Below are 18382 nucleotides of genomic sequence, written 5' to 3'. Positions count from 1 at the left end.
GATGGGCGAAGCGTTGGGCGCGGCGATTATCGGCTGCGGGACGATCTTCCCCCCGCATGCCGAGGCGCTGAAACGTATGGACGGAGCCGTTTTGCGGGTGGTCGTCGATGAGGACCGATGCCGGGCGGAGGCCGCGGCCGGGGAATACGAATGCGAGGCGGCCGCCGATTACCGCCGCTTGCTGGAACGGGAAGATATTCAGGTCGTTCACTTATGCACGCCCCATCATCGTCATGCCGAAATGGCGGTCGAATTGCTGCGGGCCGGAAAGCATGTCCTGAGCGAAAAACCTATGGCTCACAGCCTCGAGGCGGCCTTGCGCATTTCCCATGCGGCGGAGAGGAGCTCGGCACAATTCGGATTGGTGTTCCAAAACCGTTATAACGAGGCCTCCTTAAAGATCCGCGACATGATCGAAACAGGCGCACTGGGAAGACTCGTTTGCATGAAAGGCGTCGTTACCTGGTTCCGGGAACCCGGCTATTACGAAAACAGCCCGTGGCGGGGGCGCTGGGAAACAGAGGGGGGCGGCGTCCTGATCAATCAGGCGATCCATACGCTCGATCTGCTTCAATGGTTCGGGGGCGAGGTGTCTTCCATTCGGGGCTGCGCCAGTGCGGATGTTCTCCATGACGTCATCGAAGTGGAGGATACGGTTCACGCCGCGCTCACCTTTAAAAATGGAGTGCGGGGCCTCTTTTACGCCACAAATGCCTACCTCGCCCACTCCCCCGTCGAACTGGAGCTGATCTTTGAGCGAGGCTGTCTTCACCAACGCCAGGATCGCCTTTTTCTTAGCCGGGACGGCGAGGAAAGCCTGCTTTGCGGTCCCCCCTTCCGCGCCCGGGAAGCTGGGGGAGCCGGAAACTCCGCAGGCAAATCCTATTGGGGAAACAGCCATGGCCGGCTGATCTCCGATTTTTACCGCCACATCCGGGAAGGACGGAAATTTGCGATCGACGAGCATGAGGGCCTAAAAGTGATGGGGCTTGTGTCGGACCTCTACCGCTCCTCGCAAATCCGCCGCCCCCCGGAAGTGCGCGAATAACCAAAAACCTCAAGCGGCGAGTTGCCCGGCTTGAGGTTCTTTATTTCTTTTGCATCGTATTAATCAAGACTGTTTTCTTTGTTTTCCTGGGGGAGATATTCCAAAAACGCCGGTCTCAACTTGTCCAGCAGCGCAATCGCCTCCACCCGCGGAATCGGGCGAAACAGGCATCCGGGGACGGACCCTTCCGCCAAATAACCGCCATCCTGAAAATAAAGAACCGCTTCTCTCGCATAAAAGGGAACGCGGTTCAGCTCAAACTCGCCCGCCGCCCCTCTCCGATGCCGCTCGGGGGCCAGCAGGTTCAATCCGACCAGATAGCGGTGCAGCATGACAAGGTAGTCCAGTGTCCGAACCCTGCCCTGGGGGCTGAACTGCCGGATGCCGGTTCCCCGCACAAGCCCGAGCTGGCTTGCCGCTCCAATGGCCTCGGCACAGTCGCTCCCCTGCTCTACATCGTTGAACGATTCATTCTTTTTTCCTTGAATTCCAAACAGCCGGTTCAGCAGGACCACCGCCTCCCCACGGGTCAATTCCACGGAAGTCTCCGTTTTTTCATCAAGCATTTCCTCATCACACCCTTAATTCTGCATGAATTGCCCCCTCTCATGACATTCATTCTGCCGTCCCAGTATCAATTCCGCATTAATTACAATTCGCCATATTGTAAACTTTGCGTAAGAAACCGTAAATCGACGTAAAAACAGCCGCCTCCTTAAGGAAGGAGACGGCTGTCCGTCAAAAAACACTTGTTACAATTTAAATTTCTTAAGCTCCTCGTCCAGCAGCTCGGAAAGTTGCTGCAAACCGGCGGCATGCTTCGTAAACTCCGTCATGGTGGCGGAGATCTCTTCGGTAGACGCGGACACCTCTTCCGAAGTGGAGGCGATCTCCTGCGAAACCGAGGAGAGGCTCTCGACTTCCCGGACGACATTTTCCCGGTTCCGATCGCTCTCCATCACATCGTTCTTAACCGTATGGACCTTGTCGATCAAGGTTTGTACCGAAACGATGATCTGCTCAAAAGTTTCTTTCGTTTCTTCCACAGCCGTTTCCTGCTCCCGCACTACCGCTTCCGTCCGTTTCATCGCGCTTACCGCTTCGCTGACGACATTCTGAATTCCGGCCACCATCTTGCCGATTTCCGCCGCGGAGGCGCTGGACTGCTCGGCCAGTTTGCGCACTTCATTCGCAACGACCGCAAATCCTTGGCCGTGCTCTCCGGCCCTTGCCGCTTCAATGGATGCGTTCAGCGACAAAAGATTCGTTTGCGTGGAAATCTCGGAAATCGCCGACAACATTTGATAGATGTCACCCATATGTTTCTCGATATCCTGTACCCTACGGCGAACCTCTTCCGTGGATTGTTTGGTCTGGCCGGATTTCTCCGCGAGCAGGGACACCTGGTTGAGCCCTTTATTCCCGTATTCCGCCGAGATTTTCGATGCCTCGTCCATCTCCAGTGTAGAGGCCGAGATGCGTTCCAGATTTTCGGAAAGCTCCGCAATTTCATCGGCGCTCGTCTGCGAGTTTTCGGCCTGGCGAACGGTGCCTACGGCGATTTCCTCAATGGCCTTGGCCACTTGTTCCACGGAACGGGAGGTTTCCATCGTCATTCTGGACAAAGACGTAGAGGTTTCGAGCACGGTTTTGGACGATACCTCAACGTTTTGCAAGGCTTGGGACAATCCCTCCATCATGCCGTTAAAGCTGGTCTCCAGCTCTTTGAACTCATCCTGCGAATTGACATGGATCCGGGTCGTCAGATCGCCTTGGGAAGCTTGGGCGAAGCCCGTTCTGACTTCCTGAAGGTTCATCCCGATTTTTCGGCTGATGAAATAGGCGGCCGTTACGGAAACCAAACCGCACACAATCATCAACAGCAAGGTGACGTTAGAAATGCCGCTGGAGCTATGCGTGATTTCTTTCGAATCCAGCGTAGCGACGATTTTCCACCCGGTTCCGGCATGGGTCGTAAAAGCCGACGTCTTGGCAACTCCCTGGTAATCGTATTCGCTGAAGCCTTCCTCCCGGCCTGCGATGTCCTTCCACAGCTTGAGCTCGGTTAATTCCTTGGTGCCGATCAGTTTCTCGTCCTTATGGGTGATCGCCATCCCGTTTTTGGACAGAACCAGCACATAACCGTTTTCGCCGATTTCAATCTGATTGATATCTTTGCTGAGTGCGTCGATATCCAAGTCGATTCCGATCACTCCGGTGATGGCCTTGTCCTTGTCCAGCACAGCCTGGGACACCGTGAGGGTCATTTTTCCCGTGGCATTGTCCGTGTAGGGGTCGCTGATCGCCAATGCTCCGTTGGCTTGAACAGCCTCCTTATACCAGCTTTGGAGCGTCGGATCGAAATCCCCCAGCTCCGTCTCCTTGGGAGCAATCAGCAGTTCCTTGCCCACGGAGGCAAAATACACATTTCTGAAATCCGCTCGGGTATTTTTCATATCTTCCAGCAAATATTGCCCGTATGTACGATTGTGCGGATTCTTTGTATACTCCGTGAAATCCACGTTGTTGGCCAACAAATGAATCGAGCCTTCTACGCCCAATAAGTAATTGACCACGCTATGCCGAACTTCTTTGGCCAGTTGCAGGGACGAGTCCTCAATTTTATGCTTCATGGTCGTTTGGACGTATTTGATGGAAATTCCCCCGACGATGATCACAGGGATGATCGCCAGCAGCCCCATAAAAACAATCAACTTCGTTTTCATACTTTTGAAGCGCGGCAGTCGGACCGCCCATTTCAGTTTCTTCTTTTGATGGTTCATGGTGTAGTATTCTCCCCTTTTGCAATATTTCGGCTTAATCCGCAGGAAATTGATTATACCATCTCTTGGCAGAACGATCTATGTAAATTTTCTGTAAAATCAATTTGTTTTCATTTCAATATAGAAAAAGAGCAGCATGGCACTTTACAGCCACCCTGCTCTCTGATGAAATTGCTTATTTAAGCTTTTACGCCGGCCGTTTTGGAAGAAGCGCCCGCTCCTTTCGCTCCCGACACGGTTTTCGCATCCCCGCCGGCTTCAGGCGAAGCCTGATTTGACGTCCGCAGCGGAAGTTCCCTCAGGAAGAAGACCAGCACGAAGGCGACAACCAGGACCAGCGTCCCCGTCAGGAATACGACGGACAGCGTGTCGCCCAGCGCATCCCGAATTCCGGCGATCATTTGCGCGAACAATGGCTGTACATCCCCAGGCAGGCCGGCCTGCGTCTGCTCGATCAGCGGCTTGTTCATCAATGTTTGCGGATTGGCAAAAGCGGTAAGCTGTTTGGCCATCTCCGGATCCATCTTGCTGAAATCCGGGGCGCTGTCGGACTGGAGCGCGTTTTTCAGGTTGCCCTTCAAACTGTTGGACATGACCGTCCCCATCACGGCGATCCCGATCGTCCCCCCCAAGTTGCGGAACAACTGGGAGGAGGCCGTTACAACCCCAAGTTCCTTATGCGGAACCGCATTTTGCGTAGCCAGCGAGAAGACCGGCATCCCCAGGCCCAAACCGATCCCGAAGATAACCATGCTGAGCACCGCGAGCCAAATGCTGTTCATAATGACCATCAGCGCCATACCGAGAATCATTACCGGAACGCCGATCAGGGCAAATTTTTTGTACTTGCCTTGCTTTGCGATCCATTGTCCGGTCAAAGCACTCATAATAACCATAAAAATACTCATCGGCATCGTCACGTAACCGGCATATGTCGGAGTAATTCCCATAACGCCTTGCACGAAGAAGGAAATGTAAATCAGCGCACCCATCATCCCGAAGTTCATAATGAAACCGATCAGGTTGGAAATCGTGACGACATCGTTTTTAAACAGATGCATCGGCAAAATCGGGTTTTTCGATTTCAGCTCGATGATCACGAAGATGACCGCCGAGACAACCGTCGCGGCCAATAAGCCGAGAATTTGCGCGGAGCCCCACTCATATTGGGTTCCGGCCCAGGAAAAGGCCAGAAGCAGCGGTACGATCGTCGTCGTCATAAACAGGGAACCCAGATAATCGATCCCTTCCCCCTGCTTGCGTTCCACTTTTGGAAACAAAGTAAGAATCATGATAAACGCGACGACCCCGAGCGGCAGGAAAATCCAGAACAGCCAATGCCAATCCAGATGATCGACCAGATAACCGCCGAGCGTCGGGCCAACCACACTGGAAAAACCGAAGATCGCGGTCATCAAGCCCATCCATTTCCCGCGTTCGCGAGGGGCGAACAGGTCTCCGACCGCCGTAAACGCGGTGGATTGGATGATCCCGGCGCCGATCCCTTGGATCCCGCGGTAAGCGATAAACTGAAATACATCGGAAGACGTCCCCGTTAGAAAGGCGCCTGCCATAAACAGCAAAATACCGATTAAGATAAACGGCTTGCGTCCAAAAATATCGGACAGTTTGCCGACCAGGACGGTCGCGATGGTCGAAGTCAGCAAGTAAATATTGATCGTCCAGGTGTAGTAATCCATTCCGTCGAGAATGGAAATAATGCGCGGCATCGCCGTGCTCGTAATCGTTTGATTGATCGCCGCAAAAAACATGGCCGCCATAATGGCGATCATAATGGTTATTTTGCGTTTTAATGATAAGTGCTCCATACTGTCTCTCCACCTCTTGGTTCTTAGTTCTCTTTTTCCAAATAGGCAATCATCCGCGAAAAAATCCGCTTCAAATGCTGAATGTCCCCGTCGTCCAGCGTACTGAATATCGTCCGGTTCGATTCTTCCTGCCCTTGGATCACTTGGTCTACAATCTCCTTACCCAACTCGGTTACGGTTATATAAACGACTCTCCGGTCGCTATCGTCCCTGGCCCTTAGCACATATCCTTCGGACACCAGTCGATCGGTCAGCCCCGTAATGGCCGCCGAGGTAAGCCCCAGCTTTTCGGCAATGGTCGAAACCCTTTGCGGGCCGCTTCGGCTTAACATGTGCAGCATTTTAAACTGCGGAAAGCTGAGGTTGTACTCACCCCCGCGTTTGTTCCATTCTTGGGTAATGCCCCTGATCAAAGTTCTGAACATCGTCGTTACTTCGAGCAAGTCTTCTTTTTCCACCCCGGTACCCCTCCATTATTTATCCATTCCTTGATTTCCCACAGCTCCTTTCTCTATTGTATTAATTCATCTCTTAATAGTTATACAATTTAAATAATAAGCAGTAAAATATTAAAAAGCATTTATTAATATACATGGAACTCCGCACTTCGTCAAGCAACAATTGTGAAGAAAATTGATTTGAATCAAGGTTTGCTCTTCCCTGGACAGGTAGGATAAAGGCAAGGAGGGATTCACATGGAGAAAAAATCATTGGCTAGCCTGCAGGATTATCAGGAGGGGAGATTTACGAAGCGAATCGCTTTTCAAAAGGGCGAAAGCGTGGTATTTGTTTTGAACTTCCTGCCAGGGCAGCAGTTGCCCGCTCATCGGCACCCCGGGACGGACGTCTACCTTCTCGGTCTTGCGGGAGACGGAACGGTGACCGTGGACGGCGTCGAATCCGAATTGGCGAAAGGGGAAATCGTACACTTGGCGGGGGAAGAGATGTTTTCGTATACCAATTCGGGCAGTGAACCATCCTCGCTGTATGTCATTCTGACCAAAGTTCCCGAGCCCCGTTACGCCCAAAATATCTAACTTCGGCCCCGACTTTTCGATCATGATAAAAAGGCTGCCGCACCGGTGGATCATCCTCCCGTGCGGCAGCCTTATGTCGATTCAACGTATAAGTGCGGTGAATTTAACCCTGGAGTTTGGTCCGGTACACGGCCTTGTTCTCAAGCCCGCGGATCAACGGCGTCCATTCTTCCGTTTCCGGTGTCGTATTTAACGCATCCTCCACCATCTGCAGCTTTGCATCGATCGCGTCGATAAAATGCAGGGCCACCGCTTCGGCCATTTGCGGCTGAACCGGGCTCCCCCATTCACCCAGGTTGTGGTGCGACAGCACCAAATGCTGAAGGCTGAGCACTTTGGGCGACTCCAGTCCGATTCCGAGCCGGACGGCGGCCTCGGTAATCCAATTCGAGGCCATGGCGATATGCCCGACCAGCCTGCCCTGGACGCTGTATTCCGACACGATGCCGAGCTGCGCCACCATCTCTTCCGGCTTGGCGATATCATGCAGGATGATGCCGGCCTTCAACAGGTCGGCGTTTAAAAACGGGCGCTGGTTACACAGAAAATCGCCGAGCTCCAGCATCCGCACCATGTGATAGGCCAAGCCGCCGAAATAAGCGTGGTGGTGGGTCTTGGCCGCCGGAGCATGCTCCAGTTTCTCCTCCACCTTTCCCACGCAAAAACGCACGACTTCCCGGATTTCGTCATCGGCAATCCCGTTGACGACGTTCCTGATTGTCTGTACCAGCTCCTCCGACGAAATCGGCGCGGAGCGGATAAAATCCGTCAATTTCACCCCGTCTTCGGCCTTGGCCGGGCGAATTTGCAATATTTTCACCTGCAGTTTGTCCCGGTAGGTCTGTACCAATCCTTTCACCTTGACGAGCCCCATCGGAAAGAAGGTTTCCTTATCGGTCGGGGACGCATCCCACAGTTTGGCCGGCAGCTCCCCGCTGGCGTCGCATAGCATCATATCCAGATAATCCTTGGGCGGCGTGCTGTTCGTCTGTTTGATTTCCAGCGATTTCAGCAGGTAAAACCCGACAAACTCATCCTGATTCCCCAGTTGCCTGATCAATGTCACACTAGATTCCTCCATAGCAATGATAGTTTCATTATACTACGGCAAGAAGCGGATGACATGCTTGGCTCCCGGGTGGACGCATCTACTATGGATAAATCACCACATAATTCTCCATTTCGTAGTAATCCGCAGACTCCGCGAGTTCCGGCGAAATTTGATAAAACGTATCCGAGGCGGCCTCCATCAAGTCATCTTCATCCAGATTGGAGGCGACACGGAGCGAAATAACTTCGTCCCCCCGCTGCAAACCGGCGGCCAGTTTCTTTTTGAACTCCGCCAGCGTTTTGGCTTCAAGGCCATGGGAGACATAATAATCCCGGGAGTTTGATTTGCCGGCGTAATCGCTCAACTCGCTGTCCAAAACATAGTCCTCGTCGAAATGAAACTTCAGCTTTTCGGCCAATTGATCACTGGCATTATACAAAAAATAAGGTACCCCCGCATTCGTGGCGCCGTTTGTCGCATCGACATTCAGCCAGTCCTCGCCGATGCGGACTTTGTTCCAGGCATGGGGGATATCGTCCAGCGTCCCGGTAACGACGATGCTTTCCAAGCCAGCCAAATCTCCAAGCAGCTTGAAGGCATAAGCGTAGCTCATGCAGACCCCCTTCTGCTTGACCAAAACGCCGTAGGGGGTATAAGCGTCGGAGAATTGATCATCGACATATTCAAAATCGTGAGCTTTCGAATTTTTGTAAGCTTCGTCGTCGTAAACGGCATTGTCGTTCAAATAATCGTAGATGGCCAACCGTTTGTCTTCATCGGTCATCCCTTCCTTGATCATAGAAGACAAAATGAGTCTTGCCGCCTTCAGCGTTTCGGCTTGTTTCTCCTTGATCGTCCGCTGCGAATCATGGTAATTCACGATAAGGGATTCGCTGAAATAGCTGTATCTGTAACTTTTGACGCCGAGAATCATCGGGTTTTGATAATACACTTTATTCAGCGCATCGAAGAGCTGGTCCTCATCCTCGGCTTCGGGAAAAGCGCGAAGCGGTATTTTTCGTTGGCCGTCGATCATGAATCTGGCCAGGTACTCTTCCAGGGCCGAATCCGCGTGAATATTCACTTGCTTCAGGATGGGCGGATCCGGAACGAGCTGACGATCCCAACGTTTGCGTTCGGTCGTGCCTTTATTCTCCTCGGGAAACCGTTCCTTCCAAGTCTTGACTTCGATTTGAGGCTCCGAAGACGTCTCGTCGTCCAGAAGGAACGCCTCCAATTCCGCTTCGGGAACACTTTCCTGCCGACTCTCCAACATCCGGATTTCCCGATCCGTCGGGCGGTCGTAAAAGCTCAACCAGCCTCTTAAGGCCGTTCCCAAAACTCTGTAATACAAACGGTCGGAGGCCTCTCCTTCATCCGGGGATGACAGCCGCGCCGTATCGTAGACGATTCTTCGGCTTGTCACACTTCCATCCACATTCTCGACGTCCACCTTTTCCGGCAGATCGTCCAGACTCCGGAAGCCCAACAACCGGTTCGAGGCCTCCTTGGTCAATCGGGACGGAAGCTTCTCCAGCAGCGGGTACGTTTGAACCGTTTCGCTGAAGTTGGATTCGCTTTTCCCTCTGACGGCCGTCACGTAATAGTTTCCGCTCACCATTAAGTTTTGGGAAGAAACCCTATCCCTGGAGGAGAAGTAACTCAACCCTCCTTTGCCATCCATCATAAAATCATCAAATTCGGTATGCGTCGTGACTCCGATTAAAATCGGATAGTTATCTTTAAACCCTTCCTCGGCACCGGTTTTGGGAAGCTGTTTCTTCCCTTCGCCGGCCAGACCGGCCATATCGTTGTAGATATGATAGACCTCAGCTCCTTCCACCGGGTTCCAGGTCAGCTTTAATCGCCCTTCCCCGTCAATCTGAGCGGCAACCTTCGGCGCGGGCAGCGCCGACTTCACCGTAAAGGGAACAACGATCGGCGAATCCAGGTGAACAGGCTTGGCCGAGTTCATGTCGTAATTAATGCGGATATAGTATTTGGGGGCGTTTCCCCACATATTTTCGCCGGCCCGATACGTATAATTTGAGGTCAAAACACCGTATAGGGACGGGGACAGTACGACCCTGGAACCGGAGTTTGCTTCCTCCGCAAATTCGGCCCGGTAATCGACCCTGCTCTCGGGAAGAACCTTCGGATCGGTATGTACGGATACGATATCTTCGGGGCGCAGCTCTTCTCCGAAGAAAGTTTTGAACGTTATGTAAAAGTGTTCGTCGGGTTCCACCCGAGCCAAAGACGCAGGCCCTCGAATCTCGGCGTGGGCGCTGCTGTATTTGTTCTTTAAATCGGCAACCGTTAAATTTCCGGTTATCGGCGCCGCTTCGGAATCGGCATTCCTTTTGGGTTCGGGTCTAGTCTCCTGCGTACTTTGTTCCGGTTTGGTTTCCGGGGCATTCGCTTTCTCCTTGATTGGCTGAAGGATCGCCGCGGTCTCCCTTACGAGATCCTCCGCCATTCGATCCGCCCACTGACAACCGGCCAGAATCCAGCAGCACAGAATGACAAACCCTAGTTTTCTCCAGGCGAGCCCATGCACGTCGCTCCCCCCGCTCTATATGTAATAAAGTTATTATACAAAAGAAAGGGAAATACTGTATATAATCTGAACGGCTCTAATTTTGTCGTTTTCGACAGACTCCTATCCGATTCGACAGGAACGTTACCCGCCCGTTTCATCCCGCGACCGCATCTAAATAGCGAGGCGGGACAATTCCACCATCCTTGCGACTGGTTCTTAAGACCTAATTTCTTTTGAAACGTAAGGCGGCCGCGCGGAGTTCCCGGCGCGGCCGCCCTGTTCCTTGTTCGTGTTAATCTAATGAGCCAATTGCAATCCATGTGATGTAACCGTAATTAAAGTGGCTTTCTTTCAACCTCGAGATCTCCACCACCGCCAATTCCCGGGACTGTTCCTTTATGGTGACATAATAAGCGGGTTGATTGGTCATCGCGACAAGCACATAATGTTCATTGGGATAAGGCTCCTCAAACATGACGGTAACATCGGCGGAAGTCTCGTTTCTGGAAAGCAAGAACGGACACATGCCGAACTGCTGAAGTGTCGGATGCCCGGAAGGGGCTTGAACGGGAGTAAAGCTCAAATGCTCGGGCCGGACCGCGCCGGGCTGAATTTTCCCCGCGCCGACCGACGCCTCGCCCAGGTGCTCTTCAAGGACGGCTCCCTCTGAGAGGTGCCGGCTGTCTACGGCATTGGCTTGAAGATGGCTATTGCCTACAGCATCGGAAGCAAGCTTTTCGGTCGTCACTGCCCCAGCCTGTAAATGACCGCTCCCGATCGAGCCGGGTTGTAAATCTCCACCGCTTAGCCCCTCCTGCGGCAGCAAGCCGTCCCGCTGCAATTCGGCCGATAGCTGCCATGACTCCACACTGTTTGGAGCGATGTGCCGCGTCTGTACCGATTCTTCCGCCAGATGGCCGGAGTCCACCGATTCCGCCGACAAGTGTTGTCGCTGTACCGCACCGTCCCCGATATGCTGCTCCTGCACCGAGCCCGCCGTCAAATGGCGGCTGTATACGGCGTTTCTCTGTAAATGGATCGATCCTACCGCGTCTTCGCCAAGCGTCTCGCTATTGACAGCTCCCGGCTGGAAATGATGCGAGCCGATCGAGCCCTCCTTCAATTGCTCCCCGCCAATTCCATCCTGCGGCAGCAGACCATCACGCTGCAATTCGGCGGACAACTGCCATGACTCCACGCTGTTTGGAGCAATGTGCCGCGTCTGAACCGATTCTTCGGCCAGATGGCCAGAGTCCACCGATTCCGCCGACAGGTGTTGACGCTGCACCGCACCGTTCCCGATATGCTGCTCCCGCACGGAGCCTATCGACAGATGACGGCTGTTCACGGCATTAGCTTGCAGGTGGTCCTGGCCTACAGCCCCGGCACCAAGCAACTCCGCATTGACGGCTCCCGGCTGGAGATGATGCGAGCCGATCGAGCCCTCCTTCAGCTGCTCTCCGCCGATTCCCTCCTGAGGCAGCAGACCGTCACGCTGCAACTCGGCGGACAACTGCCATGATTCCACGCTGTTTGGAGCGATGTGCCGCGTCTGTACAGCTTCATCCGCCAGATGACCGGAGTCCACTGATTCAGCCGACAGGTGCTTACGCTGCACCGCACCGTTCCCGATATGCTGCTCCTGCACGGAGCCCGCCGTCAAATGGCGGCTGTTCACGGCGTTGGCTTGCAGGTGGTCCGGGCCTACAGCCTCGGCACCAAGCAACTCCGCGTTGACAGTTCCCGGCTGGAGATGATGCGAGCCGATTGATCCGGCCGTCAAATGGCGGCTATATACGGCGTTGGCTTGCAGGTGGTCCGGACCTACCGACTCGGCATCAAGCAACTCGGCATTGACGGCTCCCGGCTGGAGATGATGCGAGCCGATTGATCCGGCCGTCAAATGACGGCTATATACGGCGTTGGCTTGCAGGTGGTCCGGACCTACCGACCCGGCATCAAGCAACTCGGCATTGACGGCTCCCGGCTGGAGATGATGCGAGCCGATCGAGCCCGCCTGTAGCTGCTCTCCGCCGATTCCCTCCTGCGGCAGCAGACCGTCCCGCTGCAATTCGGCGGACAGCTGCCATGATTCCACACTGTTTGGAGCAATGTGCCGCGTCTGAACAGCTTCATCCGCCAGATGACCGGAGTCCACTGATTCCGCCGACAGGTGCTGACGCCGCACCGCGCCGTTCCCGATATGCTGCTCCCGTACCGAGCCCATCGACAGATGACGGCTGTTCACGGCGTTAGCTTGCAGGTGGTCCGGGCCTACCGACTCGGCACCAAGCAACTCGGCATTGACGGCTCCCGGCTGGAGATGATGCGAACCGATCGAGCCTGCCGTCAAATGACGGCTATAAACGGCGTTGGTTTGCAGGTGGTCCGGGCCTACCGACTCGGCACCAAGCAACTCCGCGTTGACAACTCCCGGCTGGAGATGGTGCGAGCCGATCGAGCCCGCCTTCAATTGCTCTCCGCCGATTCCATCCTGTGGCAGCAAGCCGTCCCGCTGCAATTCGGCCGACAGATGCCAGGACTCCACACTGTTTGGAGCGATGTGCCGCGTCTGCACCGCTTCATCCGCCAGATGACCGGAGTCCACTGCTTCCGCCGACAGGTGCTTACGCTGCACCGCACCATTCCCGATATGCTGCTCCTGCACCAAGCCCGCCGTCAAATGGCGGCTGTACACGGCGTTGGCTTGCAGGTGGTCCGGGCCTACCGACTCGGCACCAAGCAACTTCGCGTTGACAGCTCCCGGCTGGAGATGATGCGGACCGATCGAGCCCGCCTTCAATTGCTCTCCGTCGATTCCCTCCTGCGGCAGCAAGCCGTCTCGCTGCAATTCGGCGGACAACTGCCAGGACTCCACACTGTTTGGAGCAATGTGCCGCGTCTGCACCGCTTCATCCGCCAGATGGCCGGAGTCTACCGATTCCGCCGACAGATGCTGGCGCTGCACCGCGCCGTCCCCGATATGGTGTTCCTGCACCGAGCCCATCGACAGATGACGCCCATTCACAGCGTTGGATTGCAGGTGGTCCGAGCCTACCGACTCGTTACCAAGCAGCTCCGCATTCAACGCTCCCGGCTGAAGATGATGCGAACCGATCGAACCCGCTTGGATTTGCTCCCCGCCGATTCCCTCCTGCGGCAGCAGACCGTCCCGCTGCAATTCCGCCGACAACTGCCAGGACTCCACGCTGTTTGGAGCGATGTGCCGCGTCTGAACAGCTTCATCCGCCAGATGGCCGGAGTCCACCGATTCAGCCGACAGATGCTTACGCTGCACCGCACCGTCCCCGATATGCTGCTCCTGCACGGAGCCCGCCGTCAGATGGCGGCCGTACACGGCGCTTCTCTGCAGGTGGTCCGGGCCTACCGACTCGGCACCAAGCAACTCCGCGTTGACAACTCCCGGCTGGAGATGATGCGAGCCGATCGAGCCCGCCTTCAATTGCTCTCCGTCGATTCCCTCCTGCGGCAGCAAGCCGTCACGCTGCAACTCGGCCGACAACTGCCAGGACTCCACGCTGTTTGGAGCGATGTGCCGCGTCTGCACCGCTTCATCCGCCAGGTGGCCGGAGTCCACCGATTCGGCCGACAGATGCTGGCGCTGCACCGCACCGTCCCCGATATGCTGCTCCTGCACGGAGCCCGCCGTCAAATGGCGGCCGTACACGGCGTTAGCTTGCAGGTGGTCCGGGCCTACCGACTCGGCACCAAGCAACTCCGCGTTGACAGCTCCTGGTTGGAGATGATGCGAACCGATTGATCCGGCCGTCAAATGGCGGCTATATATAGCGTTGGCTTGCAGGTGGTCCGGACCTACCGCTTTGGCACCAAGCAGTTCCGCGTTGACAGCTCCCGGCTCGAGATGATGCGAACCGATCGAGCCCGCTTGGATTTGCTCTCCGCCGATGCCCTCCTGCGGCAGCAAGCCGTCCCGCTGCAATTCCGCCGACAACTGCCATGACTCCACGCTGTTTGGAGCGATGTGCCGCGTCTGCACCGCTTCATCCGCCAGATGGCCGGAGTCCACCGATTCCGCCGACAGATGCTTACGCTGCACCGCACCGTCCCCGATGTGCTGCTCCTGCACGGAGCCCGCCGTCAAATGACGGCCGTACACGGCGTTGGCTTGCAGGTGGTCCGGGCCCACAGCCTCGACACCGATCGTCACCGAAGTTACCGCTCCGGGTTGAAGATGGTGCGGGCTGATCAATCCCGCTTGCAGTTGGTCTCCTCCGATCCCTGACGACGGCAGTAGACCGTCCCGCTGCAGTTCGGCCGATAAATGCCGGGTTTCCACGCTGCCGGGAGAAATATGCCGCGTTTGTACCGCTTCGTCGGCCAGATGGCCCGCTTCAACCGCTTCCGCCGACAGGTGTTGACGCTGGACGGCGCCGTTCCCGAGCTGCTGTTCACGCACCGAGCCTGCCGACAGATGATGGCCGTAAACGGCATTGGCTTGCAGATGGTCCGGACCTACCGCCTCGGCACCGAGCGTCGCGGAGGTTACCGCTCCCGGTTGGAGATGATGCGGACCGATCGAGCCCGCTTGCAATTGTTCTCCGCCGATCCCCGCCTGCGGCAGCAGACCGTCCCGCTGCAATTCCGCCGACAACTGCCAGGTTTCCACGCTGCCGGGAGAGATATGCCGCGATTGCACCGCTTCGTCGGCCAAATGGCCCGCTTCAACCAGTTCCGCCGACAGGTGCTGACGATGCACCGCACCATTCCCGATATGATGTTCCTGGACCGAGCCCGCCGTCAGATGATGCCCGTAAACGGCATCGGCTTGCAGGTGGTACGGGCCTACCGCTCCGGCTCCAAGCGTCTCGGCGTTCACCGTCCCCGGCTGGAGATGATGCGGACCGATCGAGCCCGCTTGGATTTGCTCTCCGCCGATTCCCGATGCAGGCAGCAGACCGTCCCGCTGTAATTCGGCCGATAATTGCCGGAACGAAACCGCGTTCTCACCGATATGCCCCGATTGCACCGCATCTTCGGCGATATGAACGGCATCGATAATCCCTTTCGCCAAGTGGTGGGAATGGATGTTTCCCGACGACACATGCTGGCTTTGCACCGCTTCATCCATAATGTGATAGCACTGCACCGCCTGCAATTTCAAATGCAGCGCGCCCACGGATTCATTTTGCAAAATCGTCCCGTCCACACTGCCCTTTTGCAAATGGGATTTGCGAATCGAGCCGGCCTGAAGATCGTCGCTGCCGATCCCGCCAACGGGGAGCAGACCGTTCTCCTGCAGCTCGGGGGCCAAATGGTCGATAGCGACGGCATGGGTTTGCAGATGCCGGCCGGTCACGACCTGTTCTCCAAGCAAGCGGCCATCGATGCTTCCGTCGGCCACATGACGCGCATTCACCGCGCCCTCGGCGAGATGCTCCCCAAGGATAGCCGCCTCCGCCAAGTGGTGGCTTTGCACGGTATCGGGACGAAGATGGGCCGGACCCACCGCCTGTTCCTGGAGGACTTCCCCGTCGACAATCCCCTTCTGCAGATGGGCTCGTTGAATGGAAGACGGCTGGAGATCCGCCCCGCCGATGCCGTTCTCCGGCAGAACCCCTTCCTGCTTCAGCCCCTCGGACAAATGTTCCTTGGTGATCTCCCCGTTTCCGATATGACGGGATTCCACCGCACCGGTCGCCAGGTGAGCGCCAGAAACGCTGCTTTCTTCCAAATGCTCGGGGCGAACCGATCCCGCCGCCAATTTGGCTGCGGTGACGGACTCATTTTGCAGCACCCGTTCGGAAATGGAAGCCTCGGCCAAATGAAACTCCTGAACCGCCGCCGGTTGAATCTGCCCCGATCCCACGGCGTTGGCGTCCAAGTGCCTAACTTTCACAACAGCGTCGGCCAAACTTTCGGCCTGCACCGCACCCGGTGACAAGTGCCGTGATTCCAAAGCCCCGGAAGCGATTTTTGAAGCGGTGATGCTCCCGTCGGCCAATTTGGGAGCCGTCACGGCCAGGTCGTTCAGCTTGTCGGTCGTTACGCTTTCGGGAGAAAGCTTTAAGGAAGTCACCGCGAAGTCCTGCAAATGCCGGGAAAATATCGTCCCGTCTCCAAGATGCTCTTCCCGAATGCTCCCTTCCTGAAGCGCGCTTCCGTCAATGCTGCGATCCGCCAGATGCGATCTATGGATGGCCTCCGACCGGATATGCCCGGAAGTTACCTGTTCCTGGCCGATCGCCCGGCTGCTGACCGAGCCGTCGGCCAGCTTGCTCTCGGTAATGGCGCCGTCCGTTAGTTTGGCGCCGGTTATGCTGCCCGTCTGCAAATGCCGTCCGGTCACCGAATCGGCGGCGAGCAGCCCTTCGGAAATCGCGGCTGGCGCTATTTTATCTCCCGTTACGGTTCCGGCCGCCAAATGCCAGCCCTGTATCGCTTCGAAGGCGACTTTTTCCCCGTTTACCGAACCGGGAGTCAAATGGAGCGTCGTTACCGACTCGGGAGCAAGCTGCGGGCCGTGAACGGCGGACTTGGCGAGATGTCGGGTCTGCACGGCTTCATCGGCGATTTTGCTCGGCAGAATGCTCTGATCCGTTATTTTGGAAGAGGTTACCGCCTGATCCACCAATTGCGACGTTCCTATGGATTGATCCGCCAGTTTCGTGGACTGGATGCTTTTGTCGGCCAAATGTCTTCCATGAATCTCGCCTTTGCCGATTTGCCGCTCCCCGATGCTGCCCGGCTGAAGATGTTCGGCGTGCACCGCCCCCGGGGATAGATGCCGGGCTTCAATGCTCCGGTCCGCCAAATGTCCGGATTTGACGCTGTCTTCGCTTAGCTGCTCGGCCCCCACGCTTGAAGGCCCCAAATGTTCGCGGCCGATCATGCCCGGAGCCAGATGTTGAACCGTAATGGCGTTCTCGGCCAAATGGCGGCTTTCTATGGAGCCTGCCTGCAACTTGTCACCCGTCACAGCCCCGTCGCGGAGCTTGGAAGACGTCACGGAGAAATCGCCCAGTTTCGAATTGTCGACCGCTCCGTTCTCCAGATGGATGGATTTGACGGAACCGCTGCAGATTTTTTCGGAGGTCACCGCCTGGTCCTGAAGCAGATCGGTCGTGACGATCCATTCGCTTAAGTGGCGGCTCTCTATGGAGCCGTCCGCCAGTTTATTGCCATTAATGATCCCGTCGGCCAGCTTATCTACAGTGACGCTTCCGTCTTCCAATTTGCTGCCGCTGATGGAACGGTCACGGATGTTCCGTCCTTCCACCGCTCCGTCAACCAAATGATCGCCGCGGATGGCCAAAGGCGCTATTTTGGACCCGCTGACCGCACCGTCGGCGATTTTGCTGCCGAGCACCGAATAATCGGCAATCCATGCCGAACCGACCGTACCGAATTTCAGCTTGGTGGCGTCGATCGTATAGGGCGCGATTTTGTCTCCGGTTACGGCGTATTCCGTGATATCATCCGTATAGATAATTCCTTTTGAGGAAGCCGTAGCTTTTTTTTCAGCTAATATGACTTCCAATTGCTCTTCCCGCTCCTCAGTCAAAAAATCCGCTTCTTTGTCGGAATTACCCTTTGACGCTTGTTCCTCTACAAAAACCTCCTTCACCGGAGGTTGCGGAGGAGCGTAGATCGTTTGGTGAATTTTCATCTCCCGCGTTGGCTCGTTCGTAACTTCCTCCTTTCTGACCTCGGTTTCCTCCAACATCATTAACTCGTCAATATCCGGGTTATCTACGAAATAGAGCGACTTTCTCGCTCTGCTACCGGTTCTCGTGGTTTTGATTCGCTTTTTCAGAGCCGTCCTCCCCTTTGCCACAATGATGATCGTCTTAGGCATCATATGCGGAAGACTGGGCCCTTGTCACAGCAACTCACGCCCACCCGTAAGAAAAAAAGAAACGTCCATTCGGCGTAATCGCAAAGGTGACAGAACCGCGAAGATCAGCAGCTTTACACGCGGATCTATCCATCGCTTTCACTCCCCCTCCGATCGCTTTACAATTCATCTTCGGTAAAAGTGGAAATCCAACGCGCCAAACCTTCCATTTTTCTCGCCGGTCCCGGGAGCTACAATGGAACAAGTTTAATTGAT

The 18382-nt window shown here is 55.7% G+C and carries 9 protein-coding genes; 2 read left to right on the top strand and 7 right to left on the bottom strand.

The genetic code is table 11. The annotated features are described in order from the left end of the window. The first annotated feature begins 1 nt into the window (after position 1). On the top strand, positions 2–1048 hold the full coding sequence (locus LBW89_RS11380) for a Gfo/Idh/MocA family protein (RefSeq protein WP_148451334.1): 1047 nt from the start codon (positions 2–4) through the stop codon (positions 1046–1048). A 59-nt stretch (positions 1049–1107) separates the two neighbouring features. Here LBW89_RS11380 and LBW89_RS11375 read toward each other — a convergent pair whose 3' ends face one another. From LBW89_RS11375 to LBW89_RS11360, 4 genes are all read right to left on the bottom strand, one after another. Beyond that, complete coding sequence (locus LBW89_RS11375; RefSeq protein WP_148451333.1) at positions 1108–1614, bottom strand: S-layer homology domain-containing protein; 507 nt, start codon at positions 1612–1614, stop codon at positions 1108–1110. 186 nt (positions 1615–1800) lie between these two features. Then, complete coding sequence (locus tag LBW89_RS11370) at positions 1801–3831, bottom strand: methyl-accepting chemotaxis protein (protein ID WP_148451332.1); 2031 nt, start codon at positions 3829–3831, stop codon at positions 1801–1803. 179 nt (positions 3832–4010) lie between these two features. Continuing rightward, the gene (locus LBW89_RS11365; protein ID WP_148451331.1) at positions 4011–5660 is read right to left on the bottom strand and encodes an MDR family MFS transporter; all 1650 of its coding nucleotides are present in this window, start codon (positions 5658–5660) and stop codon (positions 4011–4013) included. A 23-nt stretch (positions 5661–5683) separates the two neighbouring features. After that, complete coding sequence (locus LBW89_RS11360) at positions 5684–6118, bottom strand: MarR family winged helix-turn-helix transcriptional regulator (protein ID WP_225039195.1); 435 nt, start codon at positions 6116–6118, stop codon at positions 5684–5686. Between the two features lie 237 nt (positions 6119–6355). On the opposite strand from LBW89_RS11360, the gene LBW89_RS11355 reads away from it, so the two are divergent. Continuing rightward, positions 6356–6697, top strand: coding sequence for a cupin domain-containing protein (locus tag LBW89_RS11355; protein WP_148451330.1), 342 nt, complete (start codon positions 6356–6358; stop codon positions 6695–6697). Positions 6698–6800: 103 nt separating this feature from the next. Here LBW89_RS11355 and LBW89_RS11350 read toward each other — a convergent pair whose 3' ends face one another. The 3 genes from LBW89_RS11350 to LBW89_RS11340 form a co-directional block, all read right to left on the bottom strand. Further along, positions 6801–7763: a 3'-5' exoribonuclease YhaM family protein gene (locus LBW89_RS11350; protein WP_148451329.1), complete on the bottom strand. Its 963-nt coding sequence runs from the start codon at positions 7761–7763 to the stop codon at positions 6801–6803. Positions 7764–7848: 85 nt separating this feature from the next. Beyond that, positions 7849–10308, bottom strand: coding sequence for a transglutaminase-like domain-containing protein (locus tag LBW89_RS27710; protein WP_148451328.1), 2460 nt, complete (start codon positions 10306–10308; stop codon positions 7849–7851). A gap of 274 nt (positions 10309–10582) precedes the next feature. Then, positions 10583–18106: a WIAG-tail domain gene (locus tag LBW89_RS11340; RefSeq protein ID WP_148451327.1), complete on the bottom strand. Its 7524-nt coding sequence runs from the start codon at positions 18104–18106 to the stop codon at positions 10583–10585. Between the last annotated feature and the right edge of the window lie 276 nt (positions 18107–18382).

Source organism: Paenibacillus sp. alder61, assembly GCF_020179875.1.
Taxonomy (GTDB): Bacteria; Bacillota; Bacilli; order Paenibacillales; family Paenibacillaceae; genus Fontibacillus; species Fontibacillus faecis.
The sequence above is the reverse complement of the archived record's forward strand: the minus strand, read 5'-3'. Positions and strand labels throughout refer to the sequence as shown.